Source organism: Chitinophaga sp. H8 (assembly GCF_040567655.1).
Taxonomy (GTDB): Bacteria; Bacteroidota; Bacteroidia; order Chitinophagales; family Chitinophagaceae; genus Chitinophaga; species Chitinophaga defluvii.
Genome location: NZ_JBEXAC010000001.1, coordinates 949,290 through 970,301, shown reverse-complemented (window position 1 = coordinate 970,301; position 21,012 = coordinate 949,290). Strand labels below are relative to the sequence as shown.

Genomic DNA, 21,012 nt, shown 5'->3' with positions numbered 1-21,012 from the left:
CTTTTAGAGGAGGATTAAAAAGTAACGGATGCACCAAAATTCACTACCTTCTGTGCAGGATAGATGTTGCCAATGGTATTAGCGGCCCAATACTCCGGATCTAACAAAGCCTGTGCTCTGGACCAGGTATACAGGTTATTGGCATTAGCATAGATCCGGCAATTGGTAAACCCGGTTTTTTTGGTGATATGCACATTCTTAAAAGTATATCCGAGCTCAATATTCTTCAGCCTGATGTAACTGTTATCCTCCAGAAATAAAGAGGATACACGGTGGTTGTTACTGTTGCCTCCATAATGCAGCGCTGGCCAGGTAGCGGTGGCAGCGGTTTCCGGTGTCCAGCGGTTCAGGTGTTCTTCCCGTACCTTTCCACCTTCATAGAATTCCCAGGCCATACCACCTACCATCGTACGGCTGCTGTTGCCAGCTCCCTGGAACAGAAAACTGAAATCAATATTTTTCCAACTTACAGATCCGGAAATACCAAAGAACAGTTCCGGTATATTACTTCTGCCAATAGGTCCTATATCATTGTCATCAATTACCCCGTCATTATTTCTGTCCAGGTATTTTACGTCACCGGGGATCAGTTTACCATATTGTGCCGGGCTTAACCGGATATCTGTTTCATCTTTAAAGAAGCCTATTGCTGTAAGCCCCATTACCTGACCCAGGGGGTGGCCTGTTTGATACATATAGTCATAGGCTTTATTTTCTTCATCCTGGAATATGATCTTGTTCCTTGCATAAGACAGATTACCACTCAGCATATAGGTTACCTTATTGATCATATAACGATGGGATACCTCTACTTCAAATCCCTGGTTATTCACCTTTCCGAAATTGGCTGGTGGCAGTTCATTGTCGGTCATTCCAATCATGGAGGGTACAGAGTTACGGGTAATGAGGATATCATTACGTTTTTCTGTAAACACATCTGCTGTAATCGCAAACAGGTTCTTCCATAATTGCAGTTCAAATCCAATGTTGGCTTTGCGGGCAGTTTCCCAGGTAACAGCCGGGTTAGCCATTGCTCCTTCTTTGATACCACCAATACCATACAGCTGATCGCCATATAAGTAACCGGGTGCATTTTCCCGCGTAAATTCTGAAGTAAACAACCATCTGCGTCCTGGCAACTGGTCGCTACCAGTGAGTCCATAAGATCCTCTCACTTTCAGGAAATCAACGGCATGACTTCCTTTCAGGAAAGATTCTTCAGACAATACCCAACCTGCGGATACTGCCGGAAAAAAGCCATACCTTTTTTCCCTGGCAAAGTTATCTGTACCATTATAGCCGGCATTAAACTCCGCAAAGTATTTTGATTTATAGCTATAGGCCAAACGGGATACCAATCCTTGTGATACATAAGGGATTAAGTTGCCTAATACTTTTTGCGTACGGTTTACCAGTAATAATCCCGTCACCTCATGTGGTCCAAAGGTTTTGTTATAGTTCAGGGAAGCATCCATCCAGATATCCCGGCGCTGGCTATAGGAAGAGGAAGGCGCTGTTAACGGCACATCATTACCCAGGTAGGTATAGCTGTTCATATCATTATAATCGCCCGAACCTTTGTACACTGCTCTCCTCACTTGTTTGTCCCTTCTGAAACTATTCTGAAAATAGCCATCAAAAGAATAGTTTCCTTTCACTGACAAGCCATCTGTAATAAAATTCAACTTCCTGGTGAGGGATAACATACCGGATAAAGAGGAGTTAAATGCTTCTTTGAAACCGGTTTGATTCAATAAGCGGGCAGGATTCAGGAAAACGCCATTCTCTCCGTAAATGCCGGTGGGATACATCACAGGAAATGCGTTGGGCGGTACCTGGTTCAAAGTCCAGAACAGGTCTGCAACAGACACATTAGGGTCCCGTTTATTTTCTATGGCACCAAATAAGTTGAGTCCCAGGGAAAAATTCTCGTCAAAATCGATATCTATATTTGAGCGGAAGTTATAGCGTTTGAAATCTGATTTAGGATTGTATTGATCATTCTTTGTTGTTTTATAAATCCCTCCCTGGTCAGTATATCCAACGTTTACAAAGTAGCGCGCCTGGGTACTACCACCACTGATATTGAAGTTGGCCTGCGTTTGTACAGCAGGTTTCATCATTTCTCCCAACCAGTCCACATTAGGGTATTTCAACGGATCGGACCCGGTACGGTAGGCTTCCAGTGTAGTAGCATCATAAGGTGCTACACCGCCCGGATGATCATTCAGGTATGCCTCATTGGCTAACATGGCATACTCATAAGAGCCCAGGTATTTGGGAAGCCGGGTACTGTTCTGTACCGCTCTTTGTGCGGTGATGGAAATAACGGGCTTGCCTACTTTTCCACGCCGGGTAGTAACGATGATTACCCCGTTGGCCCCTTTTACACCATACAATGCAGTGGCGGAAGCATCCTTCAATACGGTGATGTTTTCAATTTCATTCACATCCAGCAAGGCAATAGCACTATAGTCTTTTTGAACACCATCAATAGTAATCAATGGTTCCTGGCCATTGAGTGTAGCCCTGCCACGAATCAACAGCTGTGATTTATCGTTACCAGGCTCACCACTGATCTGTATCGCAGTAAGACCAGGCAGACGGCCTGCCAGCGCATTCGTAATATTGGCTACTGGGCTTTGTTTTAATTCTTTGGTAGATATAGAAACAGTAGAACCAGTTTGCGCTATTTTCTTCTGTGTTTGTCCAAAACCCAATACCACTACCTCATTCAATCCCTGTCCATCTGCAGGCGTCAGGACTACCGTTAAGGATTTCCGTTCGCCCACAGGAAGGACCAGGGTATTGTAACCCATGAAGGAGAATGACAGGCTGTCTTTACTGCTTACGGTCAGACTAAACATACCATCTGCATTAGTAGTGGTACCCCGTGCAGTACCCATCACTTTGATGGATACACCGGGCAAAGCCACCCCATCATTCTTTGCTGTAACCTTGCCGGTAATAGTAGCGGCAGCTGTAGTATCCTGCATCTGCTGACGCGGAGTACTGTTCTCTGCAGGTTTTCCCGGTACAATAAAGATCTTGTTATTATCGATCTTATAACCAAATGGCTGCCCGTTAAACGACTGCTGCAAGGCTGTTTCCAAAGAAGCATTCTTCAGGTCTACATTTACCTTCTTCGCGTTTTTCACGACACTGGCACTATAGATCACATGAAAATTACTTTGCTGTTGTATCGCAGCAAAGAGTTGTTCAATGGGTGCATTTTTAAGCGACAGGTTAAACTTTGCCGCTTGTGCATGTACCTGTACACTCAGCAATAATAATGCGGCTGGTAATACCAGCAGGTGGAAAGAACAGGCAATAGTTTTCCTGGCCCGCCGCCAGGCGTGTGAGATTCTCTTCATATGTGGTTTGTATGGTATTGGCTGATAAATGGCCTGCGGTCAACGCACGCGGCCGTTAATAGAACTGATGATTACTTATATGGCAATATGGTTACGATATTATCTTTTATACTAAATCTGGCCAGGCCAGTTATTTCCATCATTTCCAGCAATTGACGGATAGGAATGTTACGTTCCACCTGTCCGGTAAAGTAATTGCTGTAGGCATGCATACCAGGGGCATATACCACTTCTACGTTATACCACCTGGACAGTACGGCGAACAGCTCTCCAAAGCTGGCCTGGTGAAAAACAAAGTTGCCGTTTTTCCAGGCGGTGATCGCTTCCAGGTCGGCAGCCGACTCTTTTACCTGGCTACCATTGATCGTCAGCATTTTTCCCGGCTGCAGCACTACCCCGTTTTTACCGGCGCCTACTTTGATAGCACCATTCACCAGGGCGGCTTCCCATTGTACTTCTTCGGGGTATGCTTTTACATTAAACGCAGTCCCCATTACCTGGATCTCTTTATCTCTTACTGCCACAATAAATGGTTTGGCGGCATCCTTTGCTACATCAAAATACACTTCTCCGGTGACCGTTACCCGGCGTTCCTTTCCGGTAAAACGGGTGGGAAAATGAATAGAAGATGCTGCGTTGAGCCATACTTTTGTCCCGTCATCCAGTTGCATATGGTATTCACCACCTTTGGGCGTAACCAGTGCCAGCTGCTGTACAGCGTTGTTATCATGAACACTGTTGCCGTAAGAGAATACCCCTTTTTGCTGATGTATCTGTGTATTATCCACCAGGGTAAAAGACGTATCTGTACCCGTGCCCAGCGCTACACTGCTACCATTGGCCATTACCAGCTGAGCTTTTTGTGTACCCGGTAGTATCTGTTGGCGAACAGGCTTTTTATTATCAGCCAACTCTGCTTTTTCTCCGTTAGTCATTTGCATCACCATCAGCACCCCCGCGATGAGTAGTGCAATGGCAGCTGCGATACTATACGCCACCATTCCGGTCCTTTTCCTGCTGCGGTGTTCAACAGTACGTTTTACTCTTTCATAAGCAGCATGGCTGTTCACGTAGGGGTGTGCGTCCGGTTGTCCTTTTCGGGCCACGAGTTCTTCAAATAACTGTTTATTACCTTCACTGGCAGCAATCCATTGCTGCAATGTTTCCCGGTCTTTTTCAGGCAGCCTGTTTTCCAGGTATGCGCTGATCAAACCGGCTATTTCCAGTGAATGTATAAGTTGCTCTTTCGCCATGAACGCTACTGTTAATAATTAAAACTTGTAAATAAGGCTGCTTAATGCACTTGCTTACGTAGTATTAACTGGCTCCTATCTGATAAAAACGACACGAAATCAATTTCATCTCAAAAAAAGCCAATTATTTTTTTAGTGCCGGTGCAGCCAATAGAGCAGGAGTATTTCCAATGCGCCACCAGTAAGTAATTTGCGCAGCAATGCGAGTCCTCTCGCCTGTTGATTCCGGACGGTGCTTACCGGCATACCGGTAATTGCGGCGATCTCCCCGGCTTTCAGGCCCTCATCAAAAGCCATTTGGATCACGCTGTTATAGCGGGCAGGTAGTTGCTGGATGGCATGGGATATTTCACGCTGCACCTCTCCTTTTATGATCGTATGCAGGATTTCTTCTTCCGTGGAACTGGTAAGATATAACAAGTCTTTATAATGCTGCCGGCCACGTTTCTGCTTTTTCAGATGGTCCAGGCAACTGTTGCGGGTAGCGATGTACAGGAAGGCTTTTACCGACTGAAAGCTGTCGAAACGGGCCGTCCGTTCCCATAATTTTACAAATACATCCTCTGCTATTTCTTCTGCGGTACAGGAATCCTGCACCAGGCGGTTGGCGAAATTAAACAGTACAGGATAGAAATCATGGAAGAGCATCGCAAACATATCTTCATTCCCTTGTTGCAATGCATCTATTGAAAAACCGGCTGGTGCTGACTTCAAATCATCCATAACGTAAAATATTAATGAAATCCGGCAATCATTTGTTGCCAATTGTTTCGGTTGATTTTAAAGCCAGTATATTATCAAATAAGTGTGGGTGTACCCTAAAGCATTAAGCAGCTATGAACAAAAATAAAAAAATATTGGATTATACCAAGGTATTTTTAGGAGAGTCGTTTTGGGGGGTAACAATGATACTATCGCATGATAACTAATCCTAATAGACTTTTAATCATGCGATAGTATCAGTATACATTATTTCTTTAATGCTTCCAATTGTTTAGCCTGTTCAGCTATTACCTGCTGCTGCGCTGTTACTTTTTTATCAAGCTGAATGAGGTGTAAGGTCAGCTCCTCAATCTTTTGTAATAATTGCGTTTGATGTTCCCCGAGGTCCACACCTTCTTTTTGCATTTGTGCTGCAGGTGCGATACCGGGTAAATGACGATGTTGCAGAATATACATTTCCAGTTCCTGCAACGCAGGTAATTTATAATCCGGCTCAAATACAAAGTCCGCGCCGGTAGTATTTACCACTATCTTATTAGCACGTATATTGCCGTTCACGTCCAGCTTATAACTGGTATTGGTTTGAGAGGTTTTTCCAATCAGTACATTCCCATTATCTGAATTAATATATAGCCTGGCCCCGCCCCACAAACTATCAGACTTTCTCCATCCCCCAATTGCAAAATCACGTGCATGATAAGTGATGGCCAGTATATTCGGTGTCGCACTCCATCCGCCGGTGGAGAAGGCCCCCCGTCCTATAAACCCGATCTTATCCGTTCCCTCCCACATCCCCAACATTTTTCCTTTTATTGCCCCGTTCACATCCAGCGTTGATGTAGGGCTGTTGGTACCTATCCCTACACTACCATCCGCCTTTACCAATACCAGGTTTTGATTCGCATTATTAATCGCCAGTATATTATTATTAACCAGCTTGGTACCAGTTTTACTTCTTCCATCCAGCATCACTGCGCCATACGATATATCTAATCCCGATGGTGTAATATCTTCTACTTCTGCAATCAAGGTTAAGGCAAATGGCCTGCTTGCATTACTCCTACCTACGATAGACGGTACAAATGTGTTGGGATCAGCAACATTGCTTTTGATATTCAGATAAGCATCTCCAAATGGAATATTTGACTGTGTAAACCTGGCCACTGTACTATTGGGTACTGCATTCACATGCAGTAAACTTTGCGGACTGGTGGTGCCAAGCCCTACATTACCTGTATTGGTATTATATATACCAGTTCCACTGGTTGCCCACTGTGCCTTGGATACTGTACTGGCAGCCATCATGAAAAGGATTAACGAAACAGTTTTAAACTTACGATTCATAAAATAGGGTTTAGGGAGTATAAGATTTCATTACTTACTTTGCTTTACTGCTGAGATGCTCGATAGTTTTCTTCATTTGATCCATCTGCTTTTGCTGCTCAATCAGATACAATGTCAGCTCCTCAACTTTCTGTACCAGCTTCTTATTCATTTCTGCCACGTCCAGCCCGTCGGCAGCCACTTCTTTAGCAGAAGGCATGTCGGGTAAATGCTGATGATCTGCAATATACTTTTCAATATATTCCAGGCGGGGTAATTCATAACCTGGGGTAAATACATAATCCGGCCAGGCAGTCTTTATCTTCACTTTGATCTTTTCTGCGATCATACTACCACCTATTGCCAGGAGATATCCTTTAGTATCTGTTGCTCCTATTCCTACACTCCCATCTGCTTTTACTATCATCAGGTTTTGTGTGTAATTATTAACCGCCAGTATATTATTGTTATTTAGCTTAGATCCCACTTTACTCCTTCCATCTAGTACAATGGCAGCAAAGACCGCGTCTGCTCCTGCTGGTATAACATCTACAGTTTCTGCTGTTATAGATAACCCAACTGGTCTGGGCGTATTACTACGGGCAGCAATAAGTGGCATTAATATTCCACTGGCACCGGTTGAATTACCAATACTTAAATAAGCATCTCCGGCAGGTACATTGGATTGTGTAAACCGGGCAAAGGCGGTGCCTTGCGCTGCATCTACATGCAACTTTGCGGCAGAGGCATTATTCCCTACTGCCAAGCTTCCTTGAATTAAAACAGGTTCATTGGGGGTAAACGGCGTTACATTAGTAGCCTCCCCATTCGTAATAATCAGCAATGATTCATTATTCGCATATCCGGTGAAAGAGAAATTCGTCATTCTGAAACCACTGATTATTTCCACAGCCATATAGGCGGTATCATTATATGTTAGGGTAACTAACCGGGCAGGTTCATTGTAACTAATAATGCTACCCCGGTTGGCATCATAAGCGGAAGAAGTATTTACCTCTACCGTCCACTTTCTGTTAAATGCAGCAGCACTTCCGCGAACACCGGAAATCTTTCCCATTACATGCCGGTCTATCGACAATGTACCAGTATATATCTTGTGCAGCAACATATAATTAATACCCTGCGCATCCAACGTTTGCCCTGGAATTGCCTTGTTCACATAATAATTACGGCCATTGTCTACTACATGGAGTTTACCAAGCGGGCTGCTGGTGCCAATACCTACTGCTCCGGTGGCCGGCCAGGGGGATGTATTATTCTGCCCCCAAACAATACTGCCTGAAATAAACTGAAAGAGAATTCCCCAAACCAGGAATTTAAAATGTACTGACATAAATAGAATTTATAGGTAATAAGGGATAGATCGTTATGTTGGTGATAGGTTAACATCCATCTAGCTACGCAATAAATATACAAACTATTTTAAATTTCATACAATAAATCAGGGAGGCTACAACAAAGTAACTCCTGCCCAACAGCCATCGCTGTCAGACAGGAGTTTTCATGTTCCGTTTATTCTGTAGACAAGTGTTAAAACAGCATTACATAAAGAAATGCTCTTCCACGATCTTCCCGTCTTTCACCTGGTATACACATAATTCCCCCATTTGTCCACGGGGTTGCCCTTTCATGGTCATATCCATGTTCATCACAAAAGCAATACTATTGCCGGCTACCAGGGGTTGGGATACATCACAGCTATGCATTGTTTCTACCATCCCTTCAAATTTGTGTCCTTTCTCAATAATAGCCTGCAGGCCTTTGGTTTCCTTGGCAAAGGCCGGTGATGCTTCCGGCTCAATACTCACAGCATTATCTGCATACAATTCTTTTTGTGCAGCTTCAAACTGACCATTGCGGCAATACTCCGCCAAACGGGTAGCAATTTCTGGTGTAGTCATCGTTTTGAGGTTTTACAGATTACCCCACAATTCCCTTGCCAGCTTTACCTATTTCCCTGGATCAAAACACACCTGATTGCGATACAAATTAATCCCCGCTTCCTGATGCACCGGGATCACGGTAAACATCCATTTGGGTGGCAATTACCAGATAGTTAAAAATAGAGAGGACACTGCATATAGTTCCGCTATTTAGTCACCTCTCCCCAAAACTTAATGTGATTCAAGATCTTACTAAAAAATAAAATATCTTTTTTACAGATACCTGCACTTAACTGCTTTTCCCCTTCAGGTCCCTCCCAGGTATTTATACCGCAAATCCTGCCATGGGCCTATGTTTCGCTAGAGATATCCCGTATATATTCCGTAGATGTTCCGTATATATCCCGTAGATGTTCCGACAATGGAATTAGTCGGGATATCTACGGAACATCTATGGAATATCTGTGGATTATTTTCGGATCAGTCTTAAACCATTTATATTTTTTTGTAGTGATTTATCAGTATATTGCTTATGTAAAAGTTGAATTGCTAACCATTTAAACTTAACTCCAAAAATGGCTATCCTAAAGAATGCCTTGCAGTTCACTGGAGGAATCAGTGGCCTGTCTGCTTATACTATGAAAGGCAGTGATAAGATCATCTTGCGTACAAAGGGTGGGCCTACCAAGGCACAGATCAAAAAATCGCCCAACCATTCAAATACCCGGCTATACATCAGTGAATTTGGTGGTGCTTCAAAAGCAGCGAGCTGGATTCGTTATGCTATTACTCCGGTCAAGCACCTCAACGATTATCGTTATGGAGCTGCATTAACAGCTTTGTGCAAACATTTACAGCGTCTGGATAAAGTGAGTGTACTGGGGGAACGTGGTATTGCGGTTTCGCAGCATCGTTATCTGCTGGAAGGATTTCATTTAAACAAGCAGCATACCCTGGATCATGTGATCCGGCATCCACTCACGTATGCGATACAACGTGATACTGGTGCTGCTACCATACATATACCACAACTACAACCAGGTATTAATCTGCATATTCCCTGGCAACAAACACATTATCGGTTTATCATCAGCCTGGGAGTAGTCAGGGATTGTACCTATAGAGCGGACCATGCATATAATTCCCCGGATTCATTTCCGGCGCTTTCTACAGCACATCTCCATTCCTCCTGGCATAGTGCAGAACAGCCGTTGGAGGCACAGTCATTCACGCTACAGCTCAATCGTCCGGAACCCCTCCAGGATAATATGTCTGTCGTTTTAGCCTTTGGTATAGAGATGGGGCCTGTTTTGTATCCCAACAAACGCAGGAAAGACATACCAGGATGTGCTAAGATTATTGCGGTGGGGTAAACAAATCATAAAAAAATCAGCCGGATATACTACCCGGCTGATCTGTATTATTCTATGTTGCAATAACTATTTATCTTCTTTCAGTGATACCTGGTATCCCGCTGCTACATAGGCTTCGGCAGTAGCCGTGGTGATTACCTGGAGATAGGAATTGCCGGGTGCAGGATCCGTGAGTTTATAATGAATCTCCGCCTGTCCTTTTGCCGGAAAAACAATGCTGGTGATCATGATCTGGTAACCAGAGTTAGGTTTTTCGCCTCTGGATAACACCACCCGGTTCACGCTGTCATTTACCGGGGTAGACTGGAAAGTTACTTCATCTTCCGTTTGGGGAACAGCCGCTTCCACTGGCTTATGTGCTTTAATAAAAGCTACTGCTTTCTTTACCATGGTAGCTGCCTCCAGCTCCGTGATCAGTGCTTTGGGACGGTAACTTCCCTTCTCCAAAGTCACTACGTTAAACTTCACCAGCGTTTGTACTGCATTCAATGCGTCTGGGGAGAACGCTGCTTCATCTTTAATAATCAGCCAGTTTAATGTGACCGGATAGTTTCCTGTGGCCAGGATGGCTTCGTGTAACCGCGTCGCAAACTGTTCTCTGGTCATCTTTGTTTCCATCCGCATATCACGGTCCAGCTTGATCCCGTTATTGGCAGCAATGATGATCGACTTCGCATAAGCAGCTTTATTATTGGCATGCACGCAATAGTCGGTAGCCTTAGGCTCCTTGACAAACCGGATATGGTCTATGTTTAGCCCTATCCCCTTTATGATCATGTCAATACCCTGCGAAAAAGCAATGCTCTTTTTAGGCTTAGCATGTTCCCCCGTAAAAACCAGGACACCAGGAGTATGTTCAGCAACCTCGCTGATGAAGGTTAATGGGGTATGCAATTCTTTAGCGGGTAATGCCTGGCTGGACATCGCCAGTAAACAGGCTGGTAATACTAATGCAGCAGGTAAATTCATATAGATGGATTTAACGATACTGCGAATGTAACTATTCCGGTTTAAATCAGACGTTTTGGAGGTTATATTGTTTTAATCCGGATTTTAAAAAAAGTAGTTCCACAATGAGCAATATCGATACTGCCATTGTGGAACTGCTGATTAACTATCCCTCTATTTTGTACTGATCAGGAAGTTTAACAATGCATAAAAATCCTGTTCCGTGATCGTTTTCCTGAACTGATCCGGCATGAGTGTATATTTGGACACTTTCTTTTCTTTAATCTCATGCTGCCCTACTGAAAATTCCTTGCCGGTAAGATCAGCAAACACGAGGGCTTCCCCTTCTGTTCTGCGATACAAGCCCGTCAGCATTTTTCCGTTCTTCAGCGTAATGTTATAGTTACGGAAGGATTCAGAGATATTCCGGTTAGGGTCCAGTATCTTTTCAGTGAGTGCTTTAGGTCCCCAGTTGCCGATACCATCCAGTTGAGGGCCTACCACGCCGCCATTACCTTTTATCTGGTGGCACATGCTGCAATTTTGTATAAAGATATTTCTGCCGCCGCTGCTGAGGGCAGTATCCACCTTAAATCCATCAATGCGGGCAGTGATCAGTTTTTGCCTTTCTTCCCGTTCATTGACGCTGCCAGCGGTAAGTGCATTTAACTGTTCCTGCTGACGCTTCTGGCTGTTAGCTGCCAGCCGTTCTTTTACCGGCAGTTCATCCAGTACATCTGCATTTACATCGCCGGCTTTCAGTGCCCGTAATAAATAATCTATCCCATTAGTTGAATTGGCCAATACGGTAGCAATCACCACCTGGCCATTGCGGGCACTACCGGAAAATCCTTTTTCCAGGATATCATAGACTGCCGGTGAAGGGGCCTGTCCTAATGCAGTAGCCAATTTCTCTTTTACAACGGGCAGCTCTCCCATCGACTGGAATACCTTCCCAAGTATATTCATATTCCTTTGAGGCGAAAGGTTCATCAACGCACTTGCAGCCGCGATACGTACTTTATAATCTTCCCATGGAGCAGCTACCAGTTGCCGCAAAGCAGGCTCCAGACTGGTTATTTTAAAATCACCGGCCAGTTCTGCTGCCTGCACTCTTCTTTCTGCTATTTCCGACGGGCTTTTTACAGGTATTTCCAGTATTGCCGGCTCCAGCTTGCCGATACCAACAGAACCGGTATGTGTGCTATCTATTACCTCTATATATCCCAATTTGCCCTGACAGGCAGACAAGTCAAAATCTACTTTTTTGATCAGGTCTTTCCATTGTGCCGTTTGATCCATTTTTAAACGATACTCTCCCACTATCTGCCCGCTACCGGATAACCTTATACGTACTACATTCTTTGACACTCCTTTCTTTTCTTTACTGTTATCCACATCGTTATCAAAAACGTTCATGCTTAAATGCGCCGGCAGTTTAACCGGGATGGAATAAAGAATACCGGTAGGATCATACCCTTGTTTTTCGCTAAAGATAATCCTGAACGCAGGCATAACATCTGTCAGAAAACTTTCTGAAATAATCCAGGGGCTAACCGGCTCTCCGGTTCTTTGAAGTGGTTTATTTTTCCAGGTATCTCCTGTTTCGGAAATATTTTCCAGGAACCGGTGGGCCATCGCTACTCCCCATTGCTGCATCCGGCTGGTCAGATGTCCCCCGCTTTGTGTAACACCGCTCCGGATGATATTGAATAACCGGAACTGCGTATCCATATCACCGGAAAACTTTTTCTGGATCAGTGCGATTAGCGGGTCCTGGCTGGCAGCACCACCATAACGGCCAATATATTCCAGACTAGCTAATAGCTGCGGAGGAGGTAATTCGTGGGTACGGAGGTAATTTAAAACAAATGTGGCGGCTTCCTGACCAGGAGCATCCAGCATGGCTTTGGTAAGTACCTCCAGTTGTTTGTCGTCCCATTTACGGGTAGCTACCTGTTGCATCACCTGTTTATTACGCAGGTTATCACGTATACCTAACAGTGCCGTATACTTTAAATGCGTATCTGCATCCCCTGTCTGATTGTATAAAGCCAGCAGCGGAGTAAGCTGGTCAATCCCGGTAAAGCGGGTTAGTATTTCCGCAGCCATACGCTGTATATGCGGATTTTTATTGGTGGTAGCAGCTATGATTACATTACGCTGCTGCTCATTAATGTTACCAGTTTCTTCCAGGATACGGAAAGCATGTACCTGTATCATAGGATCACTATGCTGCAGGGCATTGTCCAATAACCCAGCAGGCAAGGCATGCAACCGGTGTAATATCCACAAGCCCTGTATAAAAGCATGGGTATCCGGCTTGCCGGTAGTCATCATCGCCGTAACGGGCGCTACTGCTTTTTCCTTCCATACATCTACCAGCCGGTCTGCTATTTTCATCCGTACATTTAGTTGCGGATGTTGCAGTCCTTTGATGAGTTCCTCCATAGAAGCCTTTGCCCAGTTTTTAACCTGCAGGTCTTCATGTGGCTGGTCACCCCGGTAAGTAATTCTCCAGATACGTCCACTTACCCGGTCTCTTCCCGGATGATCCAAAGGCACTTCATAATGCCCGATAATCCGGTTATAGAAATCGGCCACATACATGGCGCCATCCGGCCCTATTTTTATGTCTACCGGCCGGAACCAGGGATCATCACTTACCAGAAAATCTTCTTCCCGTTTTGTTTCAGGAGTACTCCCATGCAGTGTCATGGTATTCCTGTTGATCCGGCAGGTCACCACATCCCCGGAATAAAAACTGTTGCGGTATGCTTCCGGAAATTGTACGCCAATGTAATAGGCCAGTCCGGCGATAGCGGTAGAACCCAGTTCGTAATGCATCATTTCGGGTGCAAAACCAATGCCCGGAGATTTTTTCCCGAAGTGCGGGTATTCCCCGCCGCGGATCAGCTGATAAATTGGTTTGGAATGACAGTCTGCCGAATAGAGGTACCCCCATTCATCAAAAGCATGGCCAAAGGGATTAACCCTTCCGAACGACGTTTGTTCTACCCGACTGCCATCCGGGCGGAAGCGGAAGGTATTCCCCGACACCATCCTGATAGAATCACCATCGGTACCCGCTATTGTAGAAGCATTGGTAAATCCGTGGCAGGCATAGATCCAGCCGTCAAAACCACGGACCAGGTTATTGACCATCCCATGGGTATCCTGGTGCCCAAATTCGCCAAACAATACGGCCTTTTTATCCGCTTTTCCATCATCATTACTATCCGTATAGCGGAAGAGGTTAGGTACACTATAAGCAATAGCGCCATCCGCCATCGGCATGATACCGATGGGGATGTTGGCACTATCGGCAAAATGGGTAAACTTGTCGGCCTTGCCGTCACCATCGGTATCCTCCAATATGGAAATACGGTCCTGTCCCTTGCCGGGAGCCGCTGCCATAGGATATGCGGATGACTGGGAGACCCATAATCTTCCTCTGTCGTCAAATTCTATATTAATAGGTTTGCTGATATCAGGTTCGGCGGCGAAAAGGGTGACTTCAAACCCGGGCGGAAGTGTAAACCCTGCCTGTTCTTCGGCAGGTGTCTGAAACTCCGTAGTACGCACATGCTCTGCAAATTTTTCCTTGGGTGTATCGTGGTGCTTTTTCTTTTGAAAGCCGGCGCATCCCACCATAAAACATACATACAGCGGGAGCACCAGCCCTTGAAAGAACCTGTGAGTCATAAGTGGAAATATTTTAATGATGACAGCTAACCGCTGTTATGTGATAAATTGGATAAAGAAGGTTATGTAAAAATCAAAGCGCTGCTGATTCCAGTTCTGGTCGATATAAACGGAAAATAAACATTTACTGTTTAGATACTGTCCTATACTTACCCATTAGGTGGGGCAACAGCCATCCTGTATTTTAATTCCTGATTGTGAAGCTATATTACTTTGCTTTCAGACCGTTTAGATCAGACAGTTTTTGCTCCAGCTGCTGCGTTTTACGGGATAGTTCGTTCACCGTTTGGCTTAATTCAATGATATATAATAACTGTTCCTCTACTTTCTGTAATAAGAGCTTATTCATTTCACCGAGGTCCAGGCCCTTTTCTTTCACTTCCTTTTCAGAAGGAATACCAGGCAAATGTTTATGGTGCTGAACAAAAAGTGATACCTCCTGCAAGGAAGGAAGTTTATAATCAGGATGAAAGACAAAGTCGGCCCAGGTTTCCTGTGTTACTTTCACTTTTCGCGCACCAATCGTTCCTTCAACAGCCAACTTATAACCAGCGGGATTAGGCGTACCGATGGCCACGTTACCATTACCCTCTATGCTGAATAAAGTACCATTTGCGTTTACTAATGTCATCAATCGCCAGCCAGTACTGAGTCCATTGTCAAGATACAATCCTCTTTTATTCGTACCCGATGTTTCTGAAGAAGTACCTGGGCCTAAAAAAGTGACAGGGCCGTTCGACCTGGTGATCCCGTTTACATCCAACGAAACTTTTGGGTCATTCGTTCCTATCCCCACATTACCAGTTAATGGCAAATGATTGACTTGAGCATAAGTACTAACAAAAGATAAAAGAATAATAGCAGTAATAAAAAGCGTTTTCATGATTTTAATTTATAGGTTATCAGGGAAATTGTTTCAACAGTAAAGGGTACAGATTAACAATCGGGTTTTACTCCTGCAATCTAAATATTAGGCGGAATAAATCAAAGCAGCCCGCGTATTTCCCCCTGAATAGGACAGCACAGGATACCTTCCCGTGAGGATAATGATAATTTGTATGATCAATAGCTATTTGATCAATCAAAAAAAATTTATTTACACAGCCACGTAGTGTAAAAAACAGCTAAGTATTACAGCATATACGTTATGAGTACCATCCACTGCATCAGGCCATACAGTGTGTTGGGTATAAAACATTCAAACCCATCAAATTTTTAATCCTATGCGAAATAAACAATTCTCGCGAAAGCTTCTTTTTGGGGTACTACTGATCAGCGGATTCGGCTTTTCAGTGGCGGCTTCAAATCACGATTCCCAGGCTGTTGCAAGCAGCACAAATGGGGCTATAAAAAACGATTCCCTGCCTGTAAAACAAAAAGGTGCCGGGGCAAATGATCAGTACTACCGGGATATCTATGCGGATACCTGGGTAGGATCTGATGCCTTGGGAAGAACGATGCCTGACTTTCAGAAAGTGGGGGCAGTAAAAAAAGACCAGCGTCGCGTAGTGGGGATGTTCTATATCACCTGGCACAGTGATAATAATGCCCTACCTAAACGAGATTATGCTGCCGACGTTACCAAAGTGCTGGCCAAAGACCCGGCTGCCCGCCTGGATGCCAAACACCCGCTGTGGACAGAAGGCTCTTATCACTGGGGAGAACCAGAAATGGGCTACTTCTTAAGTAAAGATGAATACGTTATCCGGAAGGATATGTCTATGCTGGCAGATGCAGGCGTAGATGTACTGGTAATGGATGTGACCAACGCTGTCAGATACTGGGATGAATGGGAAGTATTGTTTACCACCATGCAGAAAATGAAAGCAGAAGGCAACAAGGTACCCCAGTTCTGCTTCTGGGCCTTTAATGGTCCGGTAATCACCGTCGTACAGGATCTTTACGACCGCATCTATAAAAACAACCGCTTTAATGACCTTTGGTTTTATTGGGATGGTAAACCATTACTGCTTTACAATGGCAATCCCAAATATGATGCAAACGGACAGGATGCCAAACAACCCAATCCCCATTATGACTCTCTGGCTAAAACAGATGCCAGTCATCCGCATTACAATGATCCTGATTATACTGAAGCATTTTATAAAGATTATACCAAGGAAGTAAAGCGTTTCTTTACGCTACGCACCATGTGGTGGGGGTATCATAAATGGGCAGGAAAACGTTTTATCGGCACGGAAGATAACTGGAGCTTTGGTTACGACCTGGGTAATGAAAAAGTGAAAGCCATGCATCCCGACAGCCTGGTATCTTTACATAAGGGGAAAAGAGAAGAAGCCGCTGTAACACCGGCCCAACATCCTTCCAGTCTGGTGGGAAAATCATGGACGCGGGAAAAAGGTGAGCCTCAGCTTAATCAATACGATCTCCCCGAGCCCACTTATGTACCCTGGCTCAAAAAAACAGTGAGCAACCCGGAAGGATATGGTATTTATTTTCAGGACCGGTGGGAAGAAGCGCTAAAATCAGATCCACAGTTCCTCTATATCAATGACTGGAATGAATGGACGGCTGGGAAATATCAACCGGAAGGCGGGAAAACTTTTTCCTTTATGCGCAGGAACAGCCCTTATTTTTTTGTTGACCAGTACAATGCCGAATTTAACCGGGCTATCCAGCCTATGAAAAACGGCTATACCGACAACTACTATATGCAGATGGCGCAGAATATCCGCCGGTATAAAGGAATACGTCCTATCCCGCAGTTAAAGGGATTATCCAACGTAAAAATAGACGGGAATTTTGCTGATTGGAAAAAGGCGCAGACAGAATACCGGGATACCAAAGGAGATATCTTTCACCGGAATTACAAAGGATATGGGGGAATTGATTATACAAATAATTCCGGAAGGAATGATATCATTACCGGCAAGGTAATGGTAGATCCTCAAAACATCAATTTCTATGTTCAAACAGCTGACCCTCTTACTGCTCACACAGATAATAACTGGATGCTCCTGTTCATTGACGCCGACAATAATCCGTCAACAGGCTGGCATGGATATGATTTTATCCTGAACAAGGAGGTGAAAGATGACAACACCACTACCCTGATGCGTTACGATGCTGCTAATACCAATGCTCCCTGGCAGCAGGTAGCAACTGTAAAATTCCGCTATGCAGGCAATGAGCTGGAAGTAGCTATACCACGTACTTTGCTGGGACTTACCGGCAATCAGTTTGTATTTGATTTCAAGTGGAGTGATAACGCAGCCGGTTTAAAAGACCCGATATCCTTGTGTATAGATGGAGATACCGCACCTAACAGAAGATTTAACTACCGCTGTATCTGGAAGAAGTAAACAATTGTTTTGGGTATAAAAAAGGGGGACCGGTACTGGTCCCCCTTTTACAAACTTCGATACCAAACTTACTTATTCAATATACCCTCCTTTCATACGTTGTTTAATAGGCTTACCGGATGGTGCAGTCAGCTTTATTACCGTCATATACTTATCTTCTTCCTGATCCGGTATATTCAACGTAAACCACCCATAACATCCGGGTATGCCTCCACTTTTTGCCGGCACCAGAGTACCACTGCCTATAATGCTTGCCGTTATATTCCTGTCAACACCATTTAAGTTGACCACTTTATTACCATGCGGCACAAATACAAACAAAGCTGCTGAATCTTTGGAATAAGTGGTCGGGAATCCGCATACTTCAAAGCCTATCCCTTCTTTTGTACCATAGATAGCCTCCTGATGCTTGTTGATCCAGCCTCCGATCTCTTCCAGGCACTTTGTTTGAGCAGGAATAATTTCTCCGTTGCCATCTGGTCCTACATCAAATAAAAAATTACCTCCCTGAGCAAGCACACGGGCAAACAATGTAATCAATGTGCCTGGGTCTGACGCTTCGTTCATACCTGCCCGGTATCCCCATTTCCCTTCCGTTACCGGTATAGCAAATTCCCAGTATTTGTCTGCAGGGCGTGCAGCAAAGAGGTCCTGTTCCGGATTGTTATAGTCTCCATGCTCTGCCAGCCTGCTGTTGATAACCACATGCGGGTTTTCTTCCAGCAACATCTTACGGGTAGCTGCCGCCTGCATCATGTCCGCATTATACTCCGGCATATCAAACCATAACAGATCAGGTTTATATCCCTTCATCAATTCCTGCAGCTGTCCTTTGTAAAACGAAATAAACCTGGCCCATCTGTCGGGCACCCGGGCAGGGTCATACCTTACACTATCTTTAGTATAACGCGGGTAATCAGGATAGCTCCAGTCGGGGTTTGAAAAATAAGCCCCGCACTTAATCCCTTCTTTCCTCAGTGCGTTAAACAAAGGTGCAATGATGTCCTTCTTATAAGGCGAATGAGCGGGGATACTCAATGCCCTGGCTTGTCTGGTATTCCATAAAGCCACACCATCGTGATGCTTGGTGGTCATTACCACATACTTTGCTCCTAATGTCTTAAATAACGCTGCCCATTTTTCAGGGTTATAATTCCGGGGATTAAACCGGTTGAGCTGTGTCATATAGGCTTTGGCCTGCTTTACACCATCCTGCATGGGCCAGGATTCTACGGTGCCATCCACTGCATAAATCCCCCAATGAATAAACACCCCTACTTTGGCATCCGTAAACCATTCTTTCATTTTATCATCCACCTGTTCTGGTGGAAGTATTTTCCGGGCCATTCCAAACTGTCCCAAAGCGGTCAGGCTACACATACTGAGTATGGCAGATAAAAAAAACTTAGACATATCATCTCTTTAAATAAATACTCAATACCCCTCATTCTGGATGATCTGGGATGTTTTTATTTCATTTTGCGGAATAGGCCACAAATAATCCCGTTGTTCATTAAACTTACGGGTTTGCACCACTACTGCTTTTCCGGTAGCCGGGTTAGTAGCGCCTTCCACACTGCCACGCATTACCAGGGCACCTATTTTCCATCTGCGGATATCGAACAGCCGGGCACCTTCCAGTGCAAGCTCTACCCTTCTTTCCCTTTGATAGAGCTGACGTAACTTCTCCTGTGTGTTGTATACTGCCACGTTTACATTGGGCATACCAGCACGGTTTCGGATATCATTCAGGTATTGTATTACTGCCGGATCCTGCCAGTCATTACTTTCTACTTTAGCTTCTATATAGGTCAGTAAGATCTCTGCATAACGAATAATCATAAAATCAAGGGTGCTGCTTTCTGTAGCTCCCTTGTCCTGTGGATCCAGGTATTTCCTCATCCAGAAGCCGGTAGCCGAACCGGTAGGGCCACCAATCCGGTCAGAATTGTTGGGATCAGCATTGAAAGGTTCCAGTTTTCTTCCTTCAAATACTTCGTTTGGATAAAGCAAGGTGTACTGTAATCTGGGGTCTCTGTTGTTTTTGTAATTTGGTTCTTTCTTGTAAATATCCATACTGTCGTTGCCAAGTTCTGCCAGTGTTTTCCCCTGCAGTGTTTCATAACTGTTTGCCAGCGCCTCTGTAGGGTTGGTAGCTGCCTGTGCGGGGCCGGGCGGCACCCCAGAAGGTGCATTCCTGAACCAGATATCATTGAGCCCATTGGTCCGCATAAAGATCCGCTCCCGGTTAATCTTCCCGTTGTAGGAAAACAGATCTGCATAGCTGTTTCTGTCAGGAGCGCCACTGTTATGCAATCTATATACGGCAGCCCCATTCTCATCTTTCAGGTCTATCACCTGCCGGGCAGCAGTAGCAGCTTCGCTGTACATACGTGCGTTCAGGAAAGCAATAGCTCTCATTGACAAACAGGCCCCTTTGGTAATTCTTTTAGCCTGATCATTATTGTATGATACCGGCAATTTAGCCGCGCAGATTTCCAGCTCGGAAGTGATAAAATTGACTACTTCCTGAATCGAACTCCTTTTAAGACCTCCCGATTCAACAGGCGTCACAGCTTTGGTTATAATTGGGATAGCTCCGAAATACAGGTACAGGTCCAAATGATACCAGGCCCGCATGGCCCTTGCTTCATAGATATAACGGGTTCTTAAAGTAGAATCCATATAAGCCCGTTCTGCATTTTCAATGAATCGTGAAGCCATTCTGATGCGGGCATAATTATTTTCCCACACACCTGAATAAGGCCATCCCAGGCTGGGATTTCCGTCGCCGAGTGCTACTGTATTCAATGAACCATAAAAATTTCCGTTCCAGTAAGCATCATCCGTCATGGTAGAAAAAAAGATACGGCCATTGGGATTGCCTGCATATCCCCCCTGTGGTACGGAAGCATAAATGTAGTCCAGCGCCCCATCCAGTTGTGCCTGTGTGCGCCACCAGCTTTCATCTGTGGTGGAAGTTGGATTATTTCTGGTCAGATAATCCTTGTTACAGGCCGATAAGACCAGGATTACAGGTAATATAAGATGAATGATAGATTGCTTCATGATACTGATTTTAAAAT

General features: G+C 44.7%; 13 protein-coding genes. 2 read left to right on the top strand and 11 right to left on the bottom strand.

Annotation, left to right across the window (positions count from 1 at the left end; translation table 11 throughout):
- Nucleotides 1-14: 14 nt before the first annotated feature.
- The 6 genes from ABR189_RS03730 to ABR189_RS03705 all read right to left on the bottom strand — a co-directional run bounded on the left by ABR189_RS03730 (nt 15) and on the right by ABR189_RS03705 (nt 8,595).
- A complete protein-coding gene (locus ABR189_RS03730) occupies nt 15-3,374 on the bottom strand; it encodes a TonB-dependent receptor (protein WP_354659099.1) in 3,360 nt (1,119 codons plus the stop codon).
- Between the two features lie 71 nt (nt 3,375-3,445).
- Nucleotides 3,446-4,627, bottom strand: coding sequence for a FecR family protein (locus ABR189_RS03725; protein ID WP_354659098.1), 1,182 nt, complete (start codon nt 4,625-4,627; stop codon nt 3,446-3,448).
- Between the two features lie 132 nt (nt 4,628-4,759).
- The gene (locus ABR189_RS03720; RefSeq protein WP_354659097.1) at nt 4,760-5,350 is read right to left on the bottom strand and encodes an RNA polymerase sigma factor; all 591 of its coding nucleotides are present in this window, start codon (nt 5,348-5,350) and stop codon (nt 4,760-4,762) included.
- 246 nt (nt 5,351-5,596) lie between these two features.
- Nucleotides 5,597-6,694 (bottom strand): hypothetical protein, encoded by a 1,098-nt coding sequence (locus tag ABR189_RS03715; RefSeq protein WP_354659096.1) that lies wholly within the window; start codon nt 6,692-6,694, stop codon nt 5,597-5,599.
- Between the two features lie 34 nt (nt 6,695-6,728).
- Nucleotides 6,729-8,027 carry a hypothetical protein gene (locus ABR189_RS03710; protein WP_354659095.1) on the bottom strand — a complete coding sequence of 433 codons (1,299 nt, stop codon included), beginning with the start codon at nt 8,025-8,027 and terminating at the stop codon, nt 6,729-6,731.
- A gap of 208 nt (nt 8,028-8,235) precedes the next feature.
- Nucleotides 8,236-8,595, bottom strand: a complete 360-nt coding sequence (locus ABR189_RS03705) for a SnoaL-like domain-containing protein (protein WP_354659094.1) — start codon at nt 8,593-8,595, stop codon at nt 8,236-8,238.
- A gap of 557 nt (nt 8,596-9,152) precedes the next feature.
- Between ABR189_RS03705 and ABR189_RS03700 the strand changes: the two genes are divergently transcribed.
- Nucleotides 9,153-9,950 (top strand): hypothetical protein, encoded by a 798-nt coding sequence (locus tag ABR189_RS03700; protein ID WP_354659093.1) that lies wholly within the window; start codon nt 9,153-9,155, stop codon nt 9,948-9,950.
- A 66-nt stretch (nt 9,951-10,016) separates the two neighbouring features.
- On the opposite strand, the gene ABR189_RS03695 is transcribed toward ABR189_RS03700, so the two are convergent.
- From ABR189_RS03695 to ABR189_RS03685, 3 genes are all read right to left on the bottom strand, one after another.
- The gene (locus ABR189_RS03695) at nt 10,017-10,919 is read right to left on the bottom strand and encodes a protease complex subunit PrcB family protein (RefSeq protein WP_354659092.1); all 903 of its coding nucleotides are present in this window, start codon (nt 10,917-10,919) and stop codon (nt 10,017-10,019) included.
- A 153-nt stretch (nt 10,920-11,072) separates the two neighbouring features.
- Complete coding sequence (locus tag ABR189_RS03690) at nt 11,073-14,603, bottom strand: PVC-type heme-binding CxxCH protein (RefSeq protein ID WP_354659091.1); 3,531 nt, start codon at nt 14,601-14,603, stop codon at nt 11,073-11,075.
- A 208-nt stretch (nt 14,604-14,811) separates the two neighbouring features.
- On the bottom strand, nt 14,812-15,486 hold the full coding sequence (locus tag ABR189_RS03685; protein WP_354659090.1) for a hypothetical protein: 675 nt from the start codon (nt 15,484-15,486) through the stop codon (nt 14,812-14,814).
- A gap of 340 nt (nt 15,487-15,826) precedes the next feature.
- On the opposite strand from ABR189_RS03685, the gene ABR189_RS03680 reads away from it, so the two are divergent.
- Nucleotides 15,827-17,926, top strand: coding sequence for a glycoside hydrolase family 71/99 protein (locus tag ABR189_RS03680; RefSeq protein WP_354659089.1), 2,100 nt, complete (start codon nt 15,827-15,829; stop codon nt 17,924-17,926).
- A 72-nt stretch (nt 17,927-17,998) separates the two neighbouring features.
- Here the strand turns inward: ABR189_RS03680 and ABR189_RS03675 are convergent, their stop codons facing one another.
- Together ABR189_RS03675 and ABR189_RS03670 are read right to left on the bottom strand one after the other, a co-directional pair.
- Nucleotides 17,999-19,339 (bottom strand): alpha-L-fucosidase, encoded by a 1,341-nt coding sequence (locus tag ABR189_RS03675; RefSeq protein ID WP_354659088.1) that lies wholly within the window; start codon nt 19,337-19,339, stop codon nt 17,999-18,001.
- Between the two features lie 21 nt (nt 19,340-19,360).
- Nucleotides 19,361-20,995 carry a RagB/SusD family nutrient uptake outer membrane protein gene (locus tag ABR189_RS03670; protein ID WP_354659087.1) on the bottom strand — a complete coding sequence of 545 codons (1,635 nt, stop codon included), beginning with the start codon at nt 20,993-20,995 and terminating at the stop codon, nt 19,361-19,363.
- Between the last annotated feature and the right edge of the window lie 17 nt (nt 20,996-21,012).